The sequence below is a fragment of the Psychrobacter nivimaris genome (assembly GCF_904846365.1).
GTDB lineage: Bacteria > Pseudomonadota > Gammaproteobacteria > Pseudomonadales > Moraxellaceae > Psychrobacter > Psychrobacter nivimaris_B.
Genome location: NZ_CAJHAL010000002.1, coordinates 24,738 through 40,549 on the forward strand (window position 1 = coordinate 24,738; position 15,812 = coordinate 40,549).

Here is a 15,812-nt window from a genome sequence, read left to right on the forward strand (position 1 = left end):
TATTGACCGCTATTGTACCAGTAAACAGCCATTCACTCACCTATCTAACAATTCACTTAGTCAATATCGAACTCCATGCGATGTGCTGTTGCACGCATGATTTCACTATCTATTAATTTTTCTATACAGTATAGACTTGCGTGGATGCCTGCACTTATCTCCGCTGATGTGATGATATTACCAGTATCGTCACTAGCATCTACAAAACGCGTATGCGAGATCACATCGATATCAGGATAGGATGCTAAATTATCTAAATCTATCCAGTGCGTGGTTGCTGACTTACCAGTTAATAAACCTGCCTTAGCCAATAGCAATGCTCCTGTACACACTGAAAGCGTCAGCTCTGCCAAACTTGCTTGAGTGATAATCCAATCAATTACTACCTTATTATATATTTCTGTTTTTTCGGCACCGTAACCACCGGGGACGATTAAGACATCAATGTCTGGATGATTGGCAAAGCTATAGTCAGGAATGACTTGTAGACCATTCCTAGCGGATATCGTTGCTTGGTTCTCGGCAATAGTGATAACCTCAAAGTACTTATCATCACTAGCAGGGGTAGCATTTTCAGCCAGCGAAAACACCTCAAAAGGTCCTGCAAAATCCAAGACTTCTACTTCATTGAACAGTAGTATGCCGACGGTTCGTTTTAGCGTCATATTCAATCCTAATTCAGTTAATAACGTTAAATTAAATTAAACTCATCTATATTATGACTACTATCTTTTCAAACTTGTTTGGTTAATCAGATGAGCCATTTCATCTACCTTTGCCGTTTGCAACCTCTCTAATCATGCGACTATTCCCGCTCTATTTTCAGCGGCTTTATAGTCTCAAAGCTATCTTATTTAAATTCCTTATGTGTAAACATCATAGGCTTCAAATTATTGTTCAAATAGTTATACAAAAGAAACTGAATACAAAGCGCCCTATTAAAGATAGCGTTGAACTGTCTTTAATAGGGCGCTTTGTATAATTATTAGCAGTGGAAAGAAAAGTAAGCTTTAGAACACGTCTTAATATTAGAAATACTGCTATAAAAATCGTAAATCAGAGTGTATTTAATGATTCAAAATCTTCGATAAGAACATCTGCGCACGGTCACTTTTCGCGCCTTCAAAAAACTCATCTTTACTACAGTTTTCTACGATATGCCCTTCATCCATAAAGATAATACGATTGGCCACCTGACTGGCAAAGCCCATTTCATGCGTCACGCACATCATGGTCATACCATCACGAGTCAGCTCGACCATTACATCTAACACTTCTTGAATCATCTCAGGATCAAGCGCAGAGGTTGGCTCATCAAACAGCATTGCGACGGGATCCATGGCCAACGCTCGTGCAATCGCAACACGCTGCTGCTGACCACCAGAGAGTTCTGCTGGATATTTCGCCGCTTGTACCGTCAGACCAACACGGTCCAGATACGCCATCGCTTTTTGTTTGGCCTCAGACTCTTTACGGCCCAACACTTTGATTTGTGCCACAGTCAAATTATCAATAATAGTCAAATGTGGAAATAACTCAAAATGCTGAAATACCATACCAACACGGCTACGTAACTTAGGTAGATTAGTTTTTGGGTCACCGACAGAGATACCATTGACCATGATGTCACCTTTTTGAAAAGGCTCAAGTCCATTCACTGTCTTAATCAAAGTTGATTTACCACTACCTGATGGACCACAAACGACGACGACATCACCTTTATGTACATGCGCCGTACAGTCAGTCAGTACTTGAAAATCTCCATACCATTTGCTGACATTAGATATCTCAATGACCATCTCATCACTAGCATGACCACTATTGGTAACCAGCCCGCCAAAGGCATTTAAGTACGTATCAGCATTGCTCATCACTGGCTCCTAACCACATTATTTTCGATAATCATTATTAAAAAAAGGTAAATCAAACACTCAATTCAAGCTATTAACATTCACAAGCGAAAGCCGTAACAAAATAACTATATTAAAACCGCAAACGCTTTTGTAATTGTTGCACGCCAATAGAAGCACTTAAGCTAATCACAAAATAGACAGCACCAGCACCTAAGATATAAGGCGTGAGTAACCCCATTAGCTCACCGCGAACGTAGGCTGCGCGGAAAAAGTCAGTCAAACCAATGGCAAATACCAGTGTCGTATCTTGGAATAAAATAATACATTGCTGCAAAATCAGTGGCAGCATCTTACGAAAGGCTTGTGGCAAGATGACCAGACGCATGGTCTGCCCATAAGTCATGCCGAGCGCTTTTGCCGCATTGACCTGCCCGCTACCAATCGATTGAATACCAGCACGCACTACTTCTGAGAAATAAGCCGCCTCAAACATCATAAATGCGACCACACAAGAGGCAAACGCAGCATCGAGTTGCAGGTACTTACCCGCTACCCAAAGATAAATCATCGGTACGGCAAAATAAAACCATAGCAGTACCAGTAGCAGTGGTACGGAGCGGAAGTAATTGACGTATAGTTTGGCTGGAATCTCAAGCGCTTTAATACCTGACAAGCGCATCAATGCCAGTACAGTTCCTAAACTGATACCGCCCAAAATAGCCAAAAACAGCACTTTTAAGGTGGTAAGCATGCCGCCCATCAAACCAGGATAGGCTGTTGCCAATTCGGTCATATTCATTTCTGACCTCCCACAATAAGCCCAGGCACACGCAATTTACGTTCAATCAATCCCATAATAGCGATTAAGGATAAGTTGAAAACCAAGTAAATAATCGTCGCGTAAGTATATATCTCGATACTATTTTGAGTGTATTCGCTGATGGTTTTGGTTTGGCTAATCAGCTCCATTACCCCCACTAGCGAGGCCACAGAGGCGTTTTTGAAGCAGTTAGTCAGCTCAGAGCTGAGCGGTGGCAAGATAATACGAAATGCCTGCGGTAGCAGTACTTCTTTATAGACCTGTGGAATGCTAAACCCTAATGCATAGGCCGCATTAATCTGTCCATCTGGTAATGACTCAATACCCGTCCGTACCTGTTCCACGATACGAGCAGCAGTAAATAAGCCCAAACCAATACTGGCTGATAACATGGCTGAGGTATTCGGAGACAAGTCCTTATACCACCATTCTTGTATCGTCGGCGTGAGCCAACCAGGGGCGATATAAAACCAAAAGAACAGTTGAACAAGCAGTGGAATATTACGAAAAAATGTCACATAAGCCGTACCGATTGCACGAGCGGTCTTGTTGGGCAAGGTGCGCATGATACCGAAGATGGTACCCACGACCATCGCAATGGCCCATGCGATACTGCCAATCAATAGCAGCCAGCCAAGACCAGTGATCATCCAATGGATATAGAGCTCGTTGCCAATACCAGTCTGCTCAAAGAGCACACCCCAGTTCCAGCTATAATTCATGGTTGTCTCTCCGAGCAACGATTGATAAGCCTATACGTCAAATAAAATTACTGGCTATCTGAACGTATAGGCAAACTATGTTGAGGGACAATGAGCGTTACTGCGCTGCTGCTTCTTTAGGCTGAGCGCTGTCATGCGGATTGGCAATCAAGGCCTTTAAGTTGTCTGACATCTCAAAGTTTAGATTGACGTTCTTTGGTGGGATTGGGTTCAAGAACCACTTGTCATAAATGCTATTGATTTCGCCTGAGCTAAAGACATTGGCAAGGGCTTCATCGACCACAGCTTTGAATTCAGGATCATCTTTGCGCATCATACAACCATAGATTTCAAACGATTGCGGCGTACCGACGATTACCCATTCATCAGGATTTTTTGCCTTGGCTTTTTCGCCTGCGAGCAATACATCATCCATCATAAAGGCATCAGCGCGACCATTTTCTAGCATTAGGAAGCCTTCGCCATGATCTTTTGCTGAGATGATATTGGTATCCATTTTATTATCATCGTTGTACTGACGGATATAACGCTCCGAAGTCGTGCCTGCTGTCGTTACCAGAGTTTTACCTTTTAGGTCTTCAAAGTCTTGAATACCAGAGTCTTTTTTGGTCAATAGACGCGTGCCAATTTCAAAGAAGCCATTAGAGAATGCGACTTGCTTTTGACGTTCTTCGTTATTGGTGGTTGAGCCACACTCAAAATCTACCGTGCCGTTTTGTACCAATGGGATACGAGTCTGCGAAGTGATTAGGTTATAGCGAACGTTAAGGTCTGGCATGTTTAGCTTTTGCTTAACGGCTTCAACCACTTTCATTTCCAAGTCGTGCGCATAGCCAATCGGTTGGTTAGGATCATCAGCGATATAAGAAAAAGGAATAGAGGAATCACGGTGACCGACGACAATAGTGCCAGAGTCTTTGATTTTCTGTAGCGTACCGTTGGTCGTGGTTTCTGTCGTCGCTGCATCATCTGCTGGCGCATCAGTACTGGTCTGGCTGCTGTTATTACATCCCGCTAAACCTAATGCCATAACAGCAGCTAAAGTCAACGGTTTGGAAAATGAGTATGTCATGAAATACATCCTTTTATCGCAAGATTGAGTGAGTGCTTGGACGACATAGGTCTGATTGACCCGACTGCCCCGCATCCGTACGGTTGTTGCTGTTGTTTATCACAATGCAACTTAATGTTACTGTACAACAAATTTGCAGTAGAGGGTGAATTTTTTTTGAGAGAGTACGTATTTATGAATATGTTTATATTTTGGCTATAAAATGTTGGCTCATAGCGGCTATCTACTCAGAACTTTGTACAAACAGCTGCTTGGTTGTTTAAGCTAATTATTGTCAATTGTTACTCATAATCATCAAAACAGTCTGCTAAGTGAGATTGATAAATCGGCAGTAATCCCCATAAAGCAAACAACTTCTCTATACTACAAATGACTTATGACTCAAGATATCCAAGTCCCAAATACGGACAGCCAAACTACTGGCAACCATGGCAGCAACGACATTCGCCAACGTTTCTTTGTTGAAGACTCACCCGTGCGCGGTGATGTGGTACGCCTATCACGCAGCTATGCGAGCACAATTGCACAAAAGCCCTACCCTGAAGCCATCAAACGCTTATTGGGTGAGATGCTGACCGCAGCGAGTTTGCTAATCAGTACGGTCAAAATCAATGGTCGCCTGTCTATTCAGTTACAATCATCAGACAGTGACAGCTTACTAAACTGGGCGATGGCAGAATGCGATCAAGACGGTATCATTCGTGCGCTTGCTAGTTGGAAAGGCGAAACGGATGAGCAAGTACAAGCGTGGGACAAAATGACCCATGCCAAAGAAGCGTTTGCTGAACTTGGTGCGATGGGACAAGGCGTATTGTTTATCAATATTCAGCCTGATGGCGGTGAGCCATATCAAGGTATCGTTGAGCGTAGCCACGACAATCTAGCGGACTGCTTAGCACATTATCAAAAGCAATCAGCACAGATTCCAACGTTAATTAACTTGGCATCTGATGGCCTGCAAGCCGGTGGTATCTTGGTACAAATGCTACCGCGTACTGCTGAAGAAACGTCTGAAGTTGAGCAAAACCAAGATGCAGGTATCGACGATGATTTATGGACGCGCTTGTCTGTATTGACGCGCACGGTAAAAGCAGAAGAACTAACGACACTGGATGCTAACGAAATACTTTATCGCTTGTATCACGAAGAAAACATCGTGGCACCTGAGCCTGCGCCTCTATCATTTGGCTGCACTTGCTCACGCGAGAAGTGTGAAATGGCAATCGAGCAAATCGGCGAAGCAGAAGCGTTAGATATCGTTGAAGAGCAAGGCGGGACATTTGAGATGGATTGTGGATTCTGCGGTGAAGTCTATAAGTTTAATAAAGATGATGTAGCAGCGATATTTGCTGAGTAATTTTTCTTACTTGCTATAAATCAGTCTTTATAGCAATACAAAAACCCCTCAAGCGTCATGCCTGAGGGTTTTTGTTTTTATCATTAAATCACTACACCGCTACATCTAAACTTCTAGGATAAGAATGTATGCGCGGACGTCCGGCATAGTCACTTCGACCATTATCAAGTAGCCATTCAACCACTTGTTCGCGTACTCGTCTACTATGAATTAAGTTCATATGATTAACACCATAAAATATGGCTTTATGACCATCTGGCACAAACAAAGCATGCTCGGCATCATCCTCGCCCAACGCTGAAGCCACTGATACCAAACTGTCTCCGAGCAGATCCGTTACCTTAGAATCATAATGGGTCTCAAGCAAGGCACTGGCGACAAAGTAAGTTTTAATACCACTTGGCAACCGTGCAGGATGGCGGAAATCTTGTGGTAGGACACTACGTCCTTCTAGTGCTTTCCAATCCGCATCCCGAATACTGCCATGACGCAGATCGATAATACCGGCACTGCGCATATCCCCGAGCTTGGCCAGTGAGCCTGCAAACGGCAGCTTGGCAATGATGTCTTGCACATAATTACCGATACGCTCAAGCACTGCCCCATGATGCGGCGAACCTAGCGTGATGAGATTGCCTACGCGCTTGATCCAGTCTAGGCGATCTTGCTCACCATAAAACAGTGCGCTGCGAGAGACCAAGCCGCCCATACTATGTCCGACCAGATCTATCTGACTGATATTTGGGTTATCATCGACCAGCGTTTGTAGTAATTGAGAGAACTTACGGCCGCTACGAGAGATACGGCGGCCTGTGTTGTAATCCAAATACAGCACCGTGGTATCAGGCTGGCTGACATGAATGGCCTCGCCTAAATCATTATCCGCTTGGGCTTGCCAGCTTAAATGACTCATACATAAACCATGGCACAAAATAGCAATGCGACCTGATAGCACCTCACCTTGCGGCTTGCCGTCTTGAGTGTATAGCATCATCGGAATGGCGAGCGCATTTTGATTGTTGACAAGATGGTCACCCATGACACCATTGAGTACATTAACCAGCTTTTTTAGTGAATCCGGTAGTGGCTGCACTGACTTTTGGAGAATCAGGTTTTTGTATATGCGTAGTACAGACGCTAGATTATTACCGACCATTTGCATCACATGACGTATCGTGCCATAGATACGTCCAGTAAATCCGCGCGACCATTTATTTAAATGTTTGTCATTGAAGCGGCCTAGCGGACGCAGAATAACTTCACGGTGGATGGCTTCTACGATTTCTGTAATCTCAACCACACCCATGGTTGCAAGCTGAGCCAATCCTTCAAAAAAATCTGCCAAAGACACAGGTGTTTTGTTGATTTCATCACTGTCATCTGAATCTGCCAGTAGCTTGACCAACTCATCCATATCGATGGCTTCGAGTTGGTCGATTTGCTCATATAGATGACTGTGTAGCGGTACACTCGCATCTGGGACAAAATGCGCATCGAGCTCATGATGAGTACGAGTATAGCTGCTATCATTTTGAGCGTCGCTGTCACTAACACCGTCGTTATAAAACACCTTTGGACTGCTCATAATATTTGCACATTCAGCGAAAAAAGTAATGGTCTATATTATCCTGTAACTGCAGCAAAGAGAAGTAAATGGTTTGACTTTAGAACAGGATGACGACTAGCAGAGCCAAATGAGTGATAGACGGTCTCTTTAACCATCAGATCAATATGATAATAAAAAATCCCAAGCCTTAACTTGGGATTTTTATGGTTGTGAGCATTTTATTTGTTTCTATTATCCGCCTATAGCTTATCTATCTATGTCGTGCTATCAGCTGTATCAAATGATTCTGCCAGTATGACATCACCATCCTCGCGAGTAATCATCACAGTCGCTGAGCGAGGTATACTACCACCAGCGACAGCGCCCCATGTGTTGCCCGGATGCTGGATGTTGATAAACAGCGTTTTAAAATCTGGCGCCATGGTGATACCTGTTACTTCGCATCCTTCAGGACCAACAAAGAATCGTTTGATATTGTCATTGCTAGCAGATGTGCCGACTCGGGTTGACTGCCCTGCCGATGTGGTCTTCATCGAGCCATCACTGACCTTACCCGGCAGAGCCGCAAGCAACATACAGCTACTGGTATCGGTGTAAGCGCCGTCATCTGTCTGAATCCATAAGACACCACGCGGGTCAAAATACAGTCCATCAGGTGAAGAAAAGTCATTATTGTCATTTAATTGAGAAAGGTTTTCTGCCGATAGATCACTTGGCGCACCAAACAGATAGATATCCCACTCAAAGCTCGTTGCGGCATGGTCGCCGCCCGCTTCTGCCCAGCGAATAATGTGACCATTGTCATTACCAAGCGACTTTCCGCTTGACTGATAGCTACGCGGATTGGAAGCTGAGACAGGTTGGTCGTCACGTACGCCGCGATATTTATTATTGGTCAATGTCACATAGACATCGCCTGTCATAGGACTGACCGATACCCATTCTGGTCGATCCATTTTGGTAGCACCAGCGGCATCGGCAGCTGCACGGGCGAAGACCAATACTTCATCTTGTCCATTGAACGGCAATACGCTATTGAAAGCATCCAGTCCGTTTTGACCATGGACGAGAGCTTTCCATTCACCGCTACCATCTTCGTTAAATACCGCCACGTATAGCTTGCCTTCATTCAGATATTTGTCACCTGCTTTTAGTCCGCCGCCGATATCCGAGTTTGACCACATCGCTTTGGAGACAAACTTATAAATGTACTCACCTCGGGCGTCATCACCCATATAGAACACCACTGGCTTACCTTGCTCAACAGGGGCGTAAGCACAGTTTTCATGAGCGAATCGGCCCAGTGCGGTACGTTTCTGCGGTATAGAGTTTTGGTCAAACGGGTCAATTTCAGTAATATAACCAAAAGTGTTAAAGCCATAGCGATAATCTTCAGCAGCACTGGCACCGACTGCGGTCATATCCCAGCGTGAGAACTCGTCTGCTATTTTGGCATCCTTTGCCTCTGGGGTATGCCATAGATACTCCCAACCTGGGAAGTCCTCCACCGCACCGTAGCGCTCGCGAGCATAGTTATCAACAGCGCTCAATTGACTGGCATCTTGTCCACGGGCAAACACACCCAAAAAGTTCTCTTCGGTAGTCAGATAAGTACCCCACGGTGACAGACCTGCACCGCAGTTATTATTGATACCGCGAGTTTGATAGCCTGTCGGGTCAAACTTGGTCTTGACCAGAGCAGAGCCTGCCACAGGGCCAGCCAATTGTGCTGTTGTACTACTGGTAATGCGACGATTGTATTTAGAATCAGGTACCATCTCATAACCCATACCATCTGCACGGCGAGTTAACTCAACCACCGAGACGCCATGACAGTTGACTTCACGGCGTACATCGCTCGCGAGACGGCGGTTTTGAAAGATAGGCGCAGCATCGTTATCTTGAGTGACGTAATAGCCAAATGGGCTAAGCTCACTGCTATTGACGTATTCATGGTTCATGACTAGCAAGCTGTTTTCTGACGCTTTGGCATCGTAAGCGTTACCGTTTTTGCCAAAGAACCACATCCCATCATGGTTGTCACCCATACGCCATTCAAATGACTCTGCTGATTGCTCACGATTGTCTTTCCAGTCTTCGATACCAGAGTTCAGCGGTGTACCAAGTGGTAATATCATCTCTGCCTTGTAGCCTGCTGCTACGGTCATCGTATCAGCTGTTGAATGCGCGACTGCTTCAAACTTTAGGGTATCAGGACGCTTTAGATCACCTTGTGCAGGGATAGCGGCATTATCGTCATTACCAACAATACTGCTATCGTCGTCTTCACTACAACCGACCAAAGGTAATGCGCCAAAAAACGCAGCAGCAGTCAACCCTGTGCCACCTTTTAGGATACTACGGCGGTTCAATCGACGATTGATAATCGTCTGAAAGTCAGTATTATTAGTAGGATTTGAGTCTTCAACCACTTCGTGGGCAAGCGTTCGCTCATTGTTCAATAATGTCATTATCAGTCACCTTGCTATTAGGCTAGATTGGCAGAGAGTTGATCGCGGCTTTATCATTACGACCACAAAAATACGAATTCCGCTTAAGTCTACTCAACCTTTATGACAGCACGCTGAACAATAGGTGACAAACTGATGACAATCGACTGTACTGATGATTTAGAAATAGAATGATTAGATAATTAGCATTGTTTGGCAGTTAGCAAAGTCAAAAAATAAATATAAAGGCTTAAAAGCAAAAACCCCAAGCAATTGCTCGGGGTTTTTAATATGCGTTTGTTATTGCAATCAAGCTTACTGTACTTGCGACACCCACTCATGAGCACCCAGTTTTAGTTTAAGCTGATCGCCTGCTTGCAACACACCAACGCCGCTTGGCGTACCAGTCATAATTACATCCCCTGCTTGCAAGCTAAAGGCGTGACTGATATTGACCAGCAATTCATAGACAGGGAATAGCATTAAGGCACTATCGCCATCTTGCGTTAATTTATCATTGATAGATAGCTGATACTGTACATTCTGCAGATTACCAAACGCTTGTGGGTCGAGCCAATCAGCAAGCACGCAAGCTCCGTCAAAACACTTAGCACGCTCCCACGGATGACCTTTTTCTTTTAGCTTGCTTTGCAAGTCACGCAAGGTCAAATCCAGTCCCAATGTCACCCCACCAATCGCTTGCTGAGCTTGCTCAATCGTCGCCATAGATAAGTCAGCTGACAACTGAATACATAGCTCGGCCTCGTAGTGAGTCTCGCCAAATAACTCTGGACTTGGGCGAACCACATCACCACGGATAGAGACCACTGAAGACGCAGGCTTCATAAACAATATCGGCGTGGTTGGTACTTCATTGCCCAACTCTGCAGCATGTGCCGCATAGTTGCGACCAACACAGACAACTTTACCAATAGAAGCACGCAATCTTTCATTATGATTGATAGCGTCCTGCTCGGCATTGACACCAGCTGCAATGGCGTTCGCTAATGACTCGTGTGGCGATTGGCTCATACTAAACTCTCCCTGTAAATGATGGCTATTTTATCAGCAGGCTATACTATATTGTCTACAGTGACTTTGACGATTTAGTTGCTAACTGCTAACTGCTAACTGCTAACTGCTAACTGCTAACTATGGAATCGTATTGGTCACGACATCTGGTGGTACATAACTGGCATGACGGTTCATACGTTTTTCAAACATTCTAAAGCTAAACAAGATAACCCACGACAGCAGTAGATAGACGATACCAGCGGCAAAGAATAGCTCCATCAAGGTATAGGTACGCGCACTAATCGTACGAGCAACACCTGTGATATCCATCAACGCAATAGTCGACGCTAGCGCACTACCTTTTAGCATAAAGATAACTTCGTTACTGTACGCTGGAATCACAATACCAAATGCGCGCGGCAGCGTAACCCGTGTTAGTTTTTGCCATTTTGACATGCCAAGTGCATCAGCAGCTTCAAGCTCTCCAATCGGAATCGTCTGAATTGCACCACGTATAATTTCGGCTAGATAAGCACTGGTATTGAGGGTAAAGGCGATGATGGCACACCAATATGCTTGGCTAAGTACTGGCTCCCATAAGAACGACTCGCGTACGGCCTCGAACTGACCCAAACCATAATAAATCAGGAATATCTGTACCAGCAGCGGCGTACCACGAAAAAAGAAGATATACAGAAACGGTAGTATCTGTACCACCCAGTTCTTAGACAGTCGTAATAATGCCAAAACCAAACCAAACAGCAATCCAATCACACCTGAAAACAAGACCAGCTGTACGGTCAATACCGCGCCGCCTAGTAAATCAGGGATATGGTCAAAAATGACCTGCCAATTCCAATCCATAGTATCTCTCCTCTACCCTATGGTCGATTGACTGTGAGTGGATTGACGGCTTATCTTTTTGGCATAGCGTGCCGCAGGATTGGCGCGCCACTCAAGCCACATCATAAAGCCAGTAATCAACATGGTCAGACCCAAATAAATAATCGCTGCTGCCATATAAAAGGTAAATGGCTGCTGTGTAGACTGTGCCGCACGCGATGACTGATACATGATGTCTTTGAGACCCACGACCGATACCAATGCGGTATCTTTGAGCAGTACCAGAAATAAATTACCCAAACCTGGTAAAGCAATCTGCCACACTTGCGGCAACGTGATGCGATAAAAAGTCTGAAAAGGACGCATACCAATCGCTTGCGCAGCCTCTCGCTGCCCTACTGGAATCTCTTGAATGGACATGCGAAAAATCTCAGTCGCATACGCACCAAAAGCAATAGACAGCGCCATGACACCGCCCCAAAAAGCGCTAATCTCGACATAGTCGTTATAGCCGAACTTTTTGAGGATGCTCATCAATAAGATAGAGCCGCCATAATAAATAAAGAGCACCAATAGCAGCTCAGGAATACCGCGCATCGTCGCAGTATAGACAGTCGCAAGTTTACGCAGCAACCAGATATTGGACATCTTTGCGGTTGCGCCGAGCAAGCCTAAAGCCAGACCAATGATCAAACTGGTCACAGCTAGCTGTATGGTGACGGTAGCGCCGCTTAATAAAAGCGCGCCAAATCCTTGTAAGTCAAACACGATTATCCACTCAGTCTCTTTATATTAGCAATTTGCAAAATATGAGTTAAAAGAATCAGCATCAATAGCTGAACGCGGCGCAACACCGTATTTTATACCAAATCAATAGGGATGGTCAGCGTCAAAAAATGACGTCAGAAGAATACGATTAACGCTGCGATAATTGACACAGTAGAAATGAGCGCTGATTTTATCATATTCACTCGCCGTGATGTTAATACTGACGCGTAAAAGCTGCGCCTAAACCGTACTTAAACAGACACTTGCCTCTAGAGACATACAATCAGCCGACTAAATTTGAGCAAAATTAATAGGCGGCTATTATGTATATTCGTTGATATAACGACAAATAAAAAAGGACATCACCATCATGGCAATATCCTTTTATTAATCAAAACAATATTTTTTGACTGCTACCTTTGACTACTGTTAGCTATTAACTAACGCTTTCTGTCGTTGGTTGCTCGCTAATGTCTGTATCTGCATCTGTACCCGTATCTGCGTCTTCATCAACTGTGCTCGTTGCAGACGCTGGCACCGCAAAGTACTTTTGATTGATTTTATCGTAAGTACCATTAGCTTTTATATTAGCAAGAGACTGATTGATCTTTGCTTGTAGCGGATCGCCTGGGCGTACTGCTATCGCAAAGTTATCATTAATATCGATCTCATCACCTTTGAGCGCATATTTGCTACCAGCATTTGAGCTCAGCCATTCTATGGCAGGCAGCTTATCAGAGATCATCGCATCGACACGGTTTGAACCGAGATCCAGAAACGCATTGCTCAACGTATCATAAAGCTTCATATCGGCTTTTGGATACGTGTCTTCTAGCCACTGCGATGAAATGGTTGAACGCTGTGCAGCAATAGAATGCGAGTCGATATCACTGTTGTTACTAGGGTCAAAGCTGCTGTCTTTTTTGGCCAAAAAAACCAAGGCATTGCTAAAGTACGGATCAGTAAAGCTCACCTGCTGCGAACGCTCTGGAGTAACGGACATCGCGGCCACGATTGCATCGTACTTACCTGCTTTTAGACCAGGGATAATACCGTCCCAGTCCTGCGCCACAATCTCACAAGTTACCTGCATATCTGCACAAAGTGCATTTGCTATCTCAACATCAAAACCACCCAGTGTCCCATCAGCATTGGTATAGTTAAAAGGTGCATAGGCCCCTTCTGTACCGATGCGCAATACATCACCTGTAGAAGCTGCCGTTGCTTCGGTAGCCTCTGGATTGGTATCAGCCGCACTCTCTTGGCTATTGCTACAGCCAGCAACGGTAAAGGCCGTCGCTAGCGCAAGCAGTGACATAGACAAACGACTGGCTACAGTAATGTTAGATTTGCCAGTCGTGGTACAGATTGGGGCACAATGGTTGCTCATGATCATCCTTGGTTTTTTCTTGAGTAAACAACACGTTTTCAAACAACAGCAGTCGAACTGCTAGATATCGTATTAGTTAGCTGGCGCTTCTTCTTCAGCGACCATTACTTCTTCGACACTATCAGTTGTTGCCACAGCTTTTTGCGCAGCAGCCGTTGAGCTAGTACCAAAGTAGCTACCCGTGATTTGATCATAGGTGCCATTGTCTTTTAGTTCAGCTAATGCTGCATTGAACTTAGCAACTAACGGATCGCCTTTACGGAAGGCAATACCCATCGCATCATCATTGGTGCTGATTTCTTCACCTTTAACTTCGTAACCTTTGCCTGCGTCTGTTTTTAACCAGTCAATACCTGTGACCTTGTCAGACATCATACCGCGCACGCGACCTGAGGTCAGATCTAAATAAGCATTGTCTTGCGTATCGTATAGTTTGATATCAGCATCTGTATGCTCGTCTTGTAGGTATTGCGAGGCAACAGTTGAGCGCTGTGAGGCAATTGGTAGACCTGTTAGTGACTCAACGCTTAAGTCATCACCTTTTTTGCCGATCAAGATGATACCGCTATGGAAGTAAGGGTCACTGAAATCAACCACTTCTTTACGCTCAGGCGTGATAGACATACCTGCGATAGCTGCATCAAATTTCTGTGCGTTAAGCCCTGGAATCAAACCATCCCAATCTTGAGAGATGACTTCACACTCAGCTTTCATTTGCGCACATAATGCGTCAACCAGCTCAATCTCGTAACCAATCAGCTTGCCATCTGCATCGGTATAACTGAAAGGCTTATAGCTTGATTCTGTCGCAATTTTGATATTTAAAGGTGCTTCAGTAGCGGTGTCAGCTTCGGCATTTTCTGCTGGTGCTGAGCTATTGTTACAACCTGCCAGCATTAGCATCGCTGCGCTAAGCGGTGCTAGCCACAATGCTTTTTTACTCATTGATGATGTCATTGAAATTGTCATAAGTTTTATTCCTTAATATATTTACCAGCTGTATCGTCAATCACTGCTTGCTGATTTATGCTTATAAACACCGTTTATTTGAAACATGCTTGGTTTTAAGCATTACTCGCATCAAACGTTACTTGTTCTAAGCATAAATCTTCAGTGAGTCATTATTGACCAAAGTTCATTTGCTCAAGACGTGCAAGCTCACCGTTACTACGGATTTCGCTCAATGCTTTGTCAAAGTCAGCTTTGAGTGAGTCACCTTTACGTACAGCAATGGCAATATTGTCATCGTTATCAATTTCATCACCAACGATACCGAAGCCCGCTGCGTTTTCTGCTAACCATGATTTGGCAGAAACTTTTTCAGCCAATACGGCATCGCTACGACCAGATTTTAGATCTAGATAGGCATTGTCATAGTTGTCATACAACTGAACTGTGTTGCCTTCTTTGCCTTCGTAGTTATCCTGTAGATAAGCACCTGGCGTAGTAGAACGTTGACCACCAAGCGTTGCATCTTTAATCGTCATAGGATCAAAACCACCATCCGTATTGGTCAACCATACCATCGTATTGGCAAAGTACGGCTCGCTGAAATCAACTTTTTCCTGACGCTCAGCAGTGATAGACATACCTGCAATCACCGCATCATATTTTTGTGCCAATAGACCAGGGATGATACCGTCCCAGTCCTGTGCAACGATTTCACACTTGGCTTGCATTTGATCACACAAGGCATTGGCAACATCGATATCGAAACCTGCCAAGCTACCGTCAGCATTGGTGTAGTTGAATGGAGGGTAAGCGCCTTCGGTAGCGATACGAATGGTTTTACCAGTGGTTTCTGCTGCAGGGGCGTCAGCGTTGGCATCGGTAGTTTCATCGGCAGGTTGGCTACAAGCGCTCAACATCAATGCAGCAGTAACGGTCATCGATGACCACAATAGGCGAGAATTCGACATCATACGTTCCTTAAATTCTGATGGGTTTTACATAAGT

14 protein-coding genes are annotated in these 15,812 nt (G+C 44.6%); 1 reads left to right on the top strand and 13 read right to left on the bottom strand.

The features are described 5' to 3' along the window. Positions 1–56: 56 nt before the first annotated feature. From JMX63_RS01155 to JMX63_RS01175, 5 genes are all read right to left on the bottom strand, one after another. Complete coding sequence (locus JMX63_RS01155) at positions 57–665, bottom strand: DJ-1/PfpI family protein (protein WP_101205581.1); 609 nt, start codon at positions 663–665, stop codon at positions 57–59. A 402-nt stretch (positions 666–1,067) separates the two neighbouring features. Then, positions 1,068–1,799: an amino acid ABC transporter ATP-binding protein gene (locus tag JMX63_RS01160; RefSeq protein WP_057762314.1), complete on the bottom strand. Its 732-nt coding sequence runs from the start codon at positions 1,797–1,799 to the stop codon at positions 1,068–1,070. A 184-nt stretch (positions 1,800–1,983) separates the two neighbouring features. Then, complete coding sequence (locus JMX63_RS01165; protein ID WP_101205580.1) at positions 1,984–2,652, bottom strand: ABC transporter permease subunit; 669 nt, start codon at positions 2,650–2,652, stop codon at positions 1,984–1,986. After that, positions 2,649–3,395, bottom strand: a complete 747-nt coding sequence (locus JMX63_RS01170; RefSeq protein WP_101205579.1) for an amino acid ABC transporter permease — start codon at positions 3,393–3,395, stop codon at positions 2,649–2,651. The genes JMX63_RS01165 and JMX63_RS01170 overlap by 4 nt, the downstream gene beginning before the upstream one ends. Before the next feature lie 97 nt (positions 3,396–3,492). Continuing rightward, a complete protein-coding gene (locus JMX63_RS01175) occupies positions 3,493–4,467 on the bottom strand; it encodes a glutamate/aspartate ABC transporter substrate-binding protein (RefSeq protein ID WP_180958124.1) in 975 nt (324 codons plus the stop codon). A 376-nt stretch (positions 4,468–4,843) separates the two neighbouring features. Between JMX63_RS01175 and hslO the strand changes: the two genes are divergently transcribed. After that, positions 4,844–5,824, top strand: coding sequence for an Hsp33 family molecular chaperone HslO (hslO, locus tag JMX63_RS01180; RefSeq protein ID WP_201570311.1), 981 nt, complete (start codon positions 4,844–4,846; stop codon positions 5,822–5,824). A gap of 91 nt (positions 5,825–5,915) precedes the next feature. Here the strand turns inward: hslO and JMX63_RS01185 are convergent, their stop codons facing one another. The 8 genes from JMX63_RS01185 to JMX63_RS01220 all read right to left on the bottom strand — a co-directional run bounded on the left by JMX63_RS01185 (position 5,916) and on the right by JMX63_RS01220 (position 15,778). Then, a complete protein-coding gene (locus tag JMX63_RS01185) occupies positions 5,916–7,409 on the bottom strand; it encodes a PGAP1-like alpha/beta domain-containing protein (protein WP_201570314.1) in 1,494 nt (497 codons plus the stop codon). Positions 7,410–7,645: 236 nt separating this feature from the next. Next, positions 7,646–9,862 (bottom strand): PhoX family protein, encoded by a 2,217-nt coding sequence (locus JMX63_RS01190; protein WP_201570316.1) that lies wholly within the window; start codon positions 9,860–9,862, stop codon positions 7,646–7,648. Positions 9,863–10,156: 294 nt separating this feature from the next. Continuing rightward, entirely contained in the window at positions 10,157–10,786 is a 630-nt protein-coding gene (locus tag JMX63_RS01195; RefSeq protein ID WP_406947806.1) for a fumarylacetoacetate hydrolase family protein, read from the bottom strand. A 207-nt stretch (positions 10,787–10,993) separates the two neighbouring features. Next, complete coding sequence (locus JMX63_RS01200) at positions 10,994–11,719, bottom strand: ABC transporter permease (protein ID WP_101205569.1); 726 nt, start codon at positions 11,717–11,719, stop codon at positions 10,994–10,996. A 12-nt stretch (positions 11,720–11,731) separates the two neighbouring features. Beyond that, positions 11,732–12,466 carry an ABC transporter permease gene (locus JMX63_RS01205; RefSeq protein ID WP_057758316.1) on the bottom strand — a complete coding sequence of 245 codons (735 nt, stop codon included), beginning with the start codon at positions 12,464–12,466 and terminating at the stop codon, positions 11,732–11,734. 436 nt (positions 12,467–12,902) lie between these two features. Continuing rightward, entirely contained in the window at positions 12,903–13,856 is a 954-nt protein-coding gene (locus JMX63_RS01210) for an ABC transporter substrate-binding protein (protein ID WP_101205567.1), read from the bottom strand. A 72-nt stretch (positions 13,857–13,928) separates the two neighbouring features. Next, a complete protein-coding gene (locus JMX63_RS01215; protein ID WP_201570320.1) occupies positions 13,929–14,825 on the bottom strand; it encodes a transporter substrate-binding domain-containing protein in 897 nt (298 codons plus the stop codon). A 152-nt stretch (positions 14,826–14,977) separates the two neighbouring features. Beyond that, positions 14,978–15,778: a transporter substrate-binding domain-containing protein gene (locus tag JMX63_RS01220; protein WP_201570322.1), complete on the bottom strand. Its 801-nt coding sequence runs from the start codon at positions 15,776–15,778 to the stop codon at positions 14,978–14,980. Positions 15,779–15,812: the final 34 nt, after the last annotated feature.

Excerpts from the sequence above, each read along its gene's own strand:
- JMX63_RS01165 (WP_101205580.1), bottom strand. The coding sequence starts at position 2,652 with ATGAATATGACCGAATTGGCAACAGCCTATCCTGGTTTGATGGGCGGC.
- JMX63_RS01220 (WP_201570322.1), bottom strand. The coding sequence starts at position 15,778 with ATGATGTCGAATTCTCGCCTATTGTGGTCATCGATGACCGTTACTGCT.
- JMX63_RS01160 (WP_057762314.1), bottom strand. The coding sequence starts at position 1,799 with ATGGTCATTGAGATATCTAATGTCAGCAAATGGTATGGAGATTTTCAA.
- JMX63_RS01190 (WP_201570316.1), bottom strand. The coding sequence starts at position 9,862 with ATGACATTATTGAACAATGAGCGAACGCTTGCCCACGAAGTGGTTGAA.
- JMX63_RS01170 (WP_101205579.1), bottom strand. The coding sequence starts at position 3,395 with ATGAATTATAGCTGGAACTGGGGTGTGCTCTTTGAGCAGACTGGTATT.
- JMX63_RS01185 (WP_201570314.1), bottom strand. The coding sequence starts at position 7,409 with ATGAGCAGTCCAAAGGTGTTTTATAACGACGGTGTTAGTGACAGCGAC.
- JMX63_RS01210 (WP_101205567.1), bottom strand. The coding sequence starts at position 13,856 with ATGAGCAACCATTGTGCCCCAATCTGTACCACGACTGGCAAATCTAAC.
- JMX63_RS01200 (WP_101205569.1), bottom strand. The coding sequence starts at position 11,719 with ATGGATTGGAATTGGCAGGTCATTTTTGACCATATCCCTGATTTACTA.
- JMX63_RS01175 (WP_180958124.1), bottom strand. The coding sequence starts at position 4,467 with ATGACATACTCATTTTCCAAACCGTTGACTTTAGCTGCTGTTATGGCA.
- JMX63_RS01215 (WP_201570320.1), bottom strand. The coding sequence starts at position 14,825 with ATGACAATTTCAATGACATCATCAATGAGTAAAAAAGCATTGTGGCTA.
- hslO (WP_201570311.1), top strand. The coding sequence starts at position 4,844 with ATGACTCAAGATATCCAAGTCCCAAATACGGACAGCCAAACTACTGGC.
- JMX63_RS01155 (WP_101205581.1), bottom strand. The coding sequence starts at position 665 with ATGACGCTAAAACGAACCGTCGGCATACTACTGTTCAATGAAGTAGAA.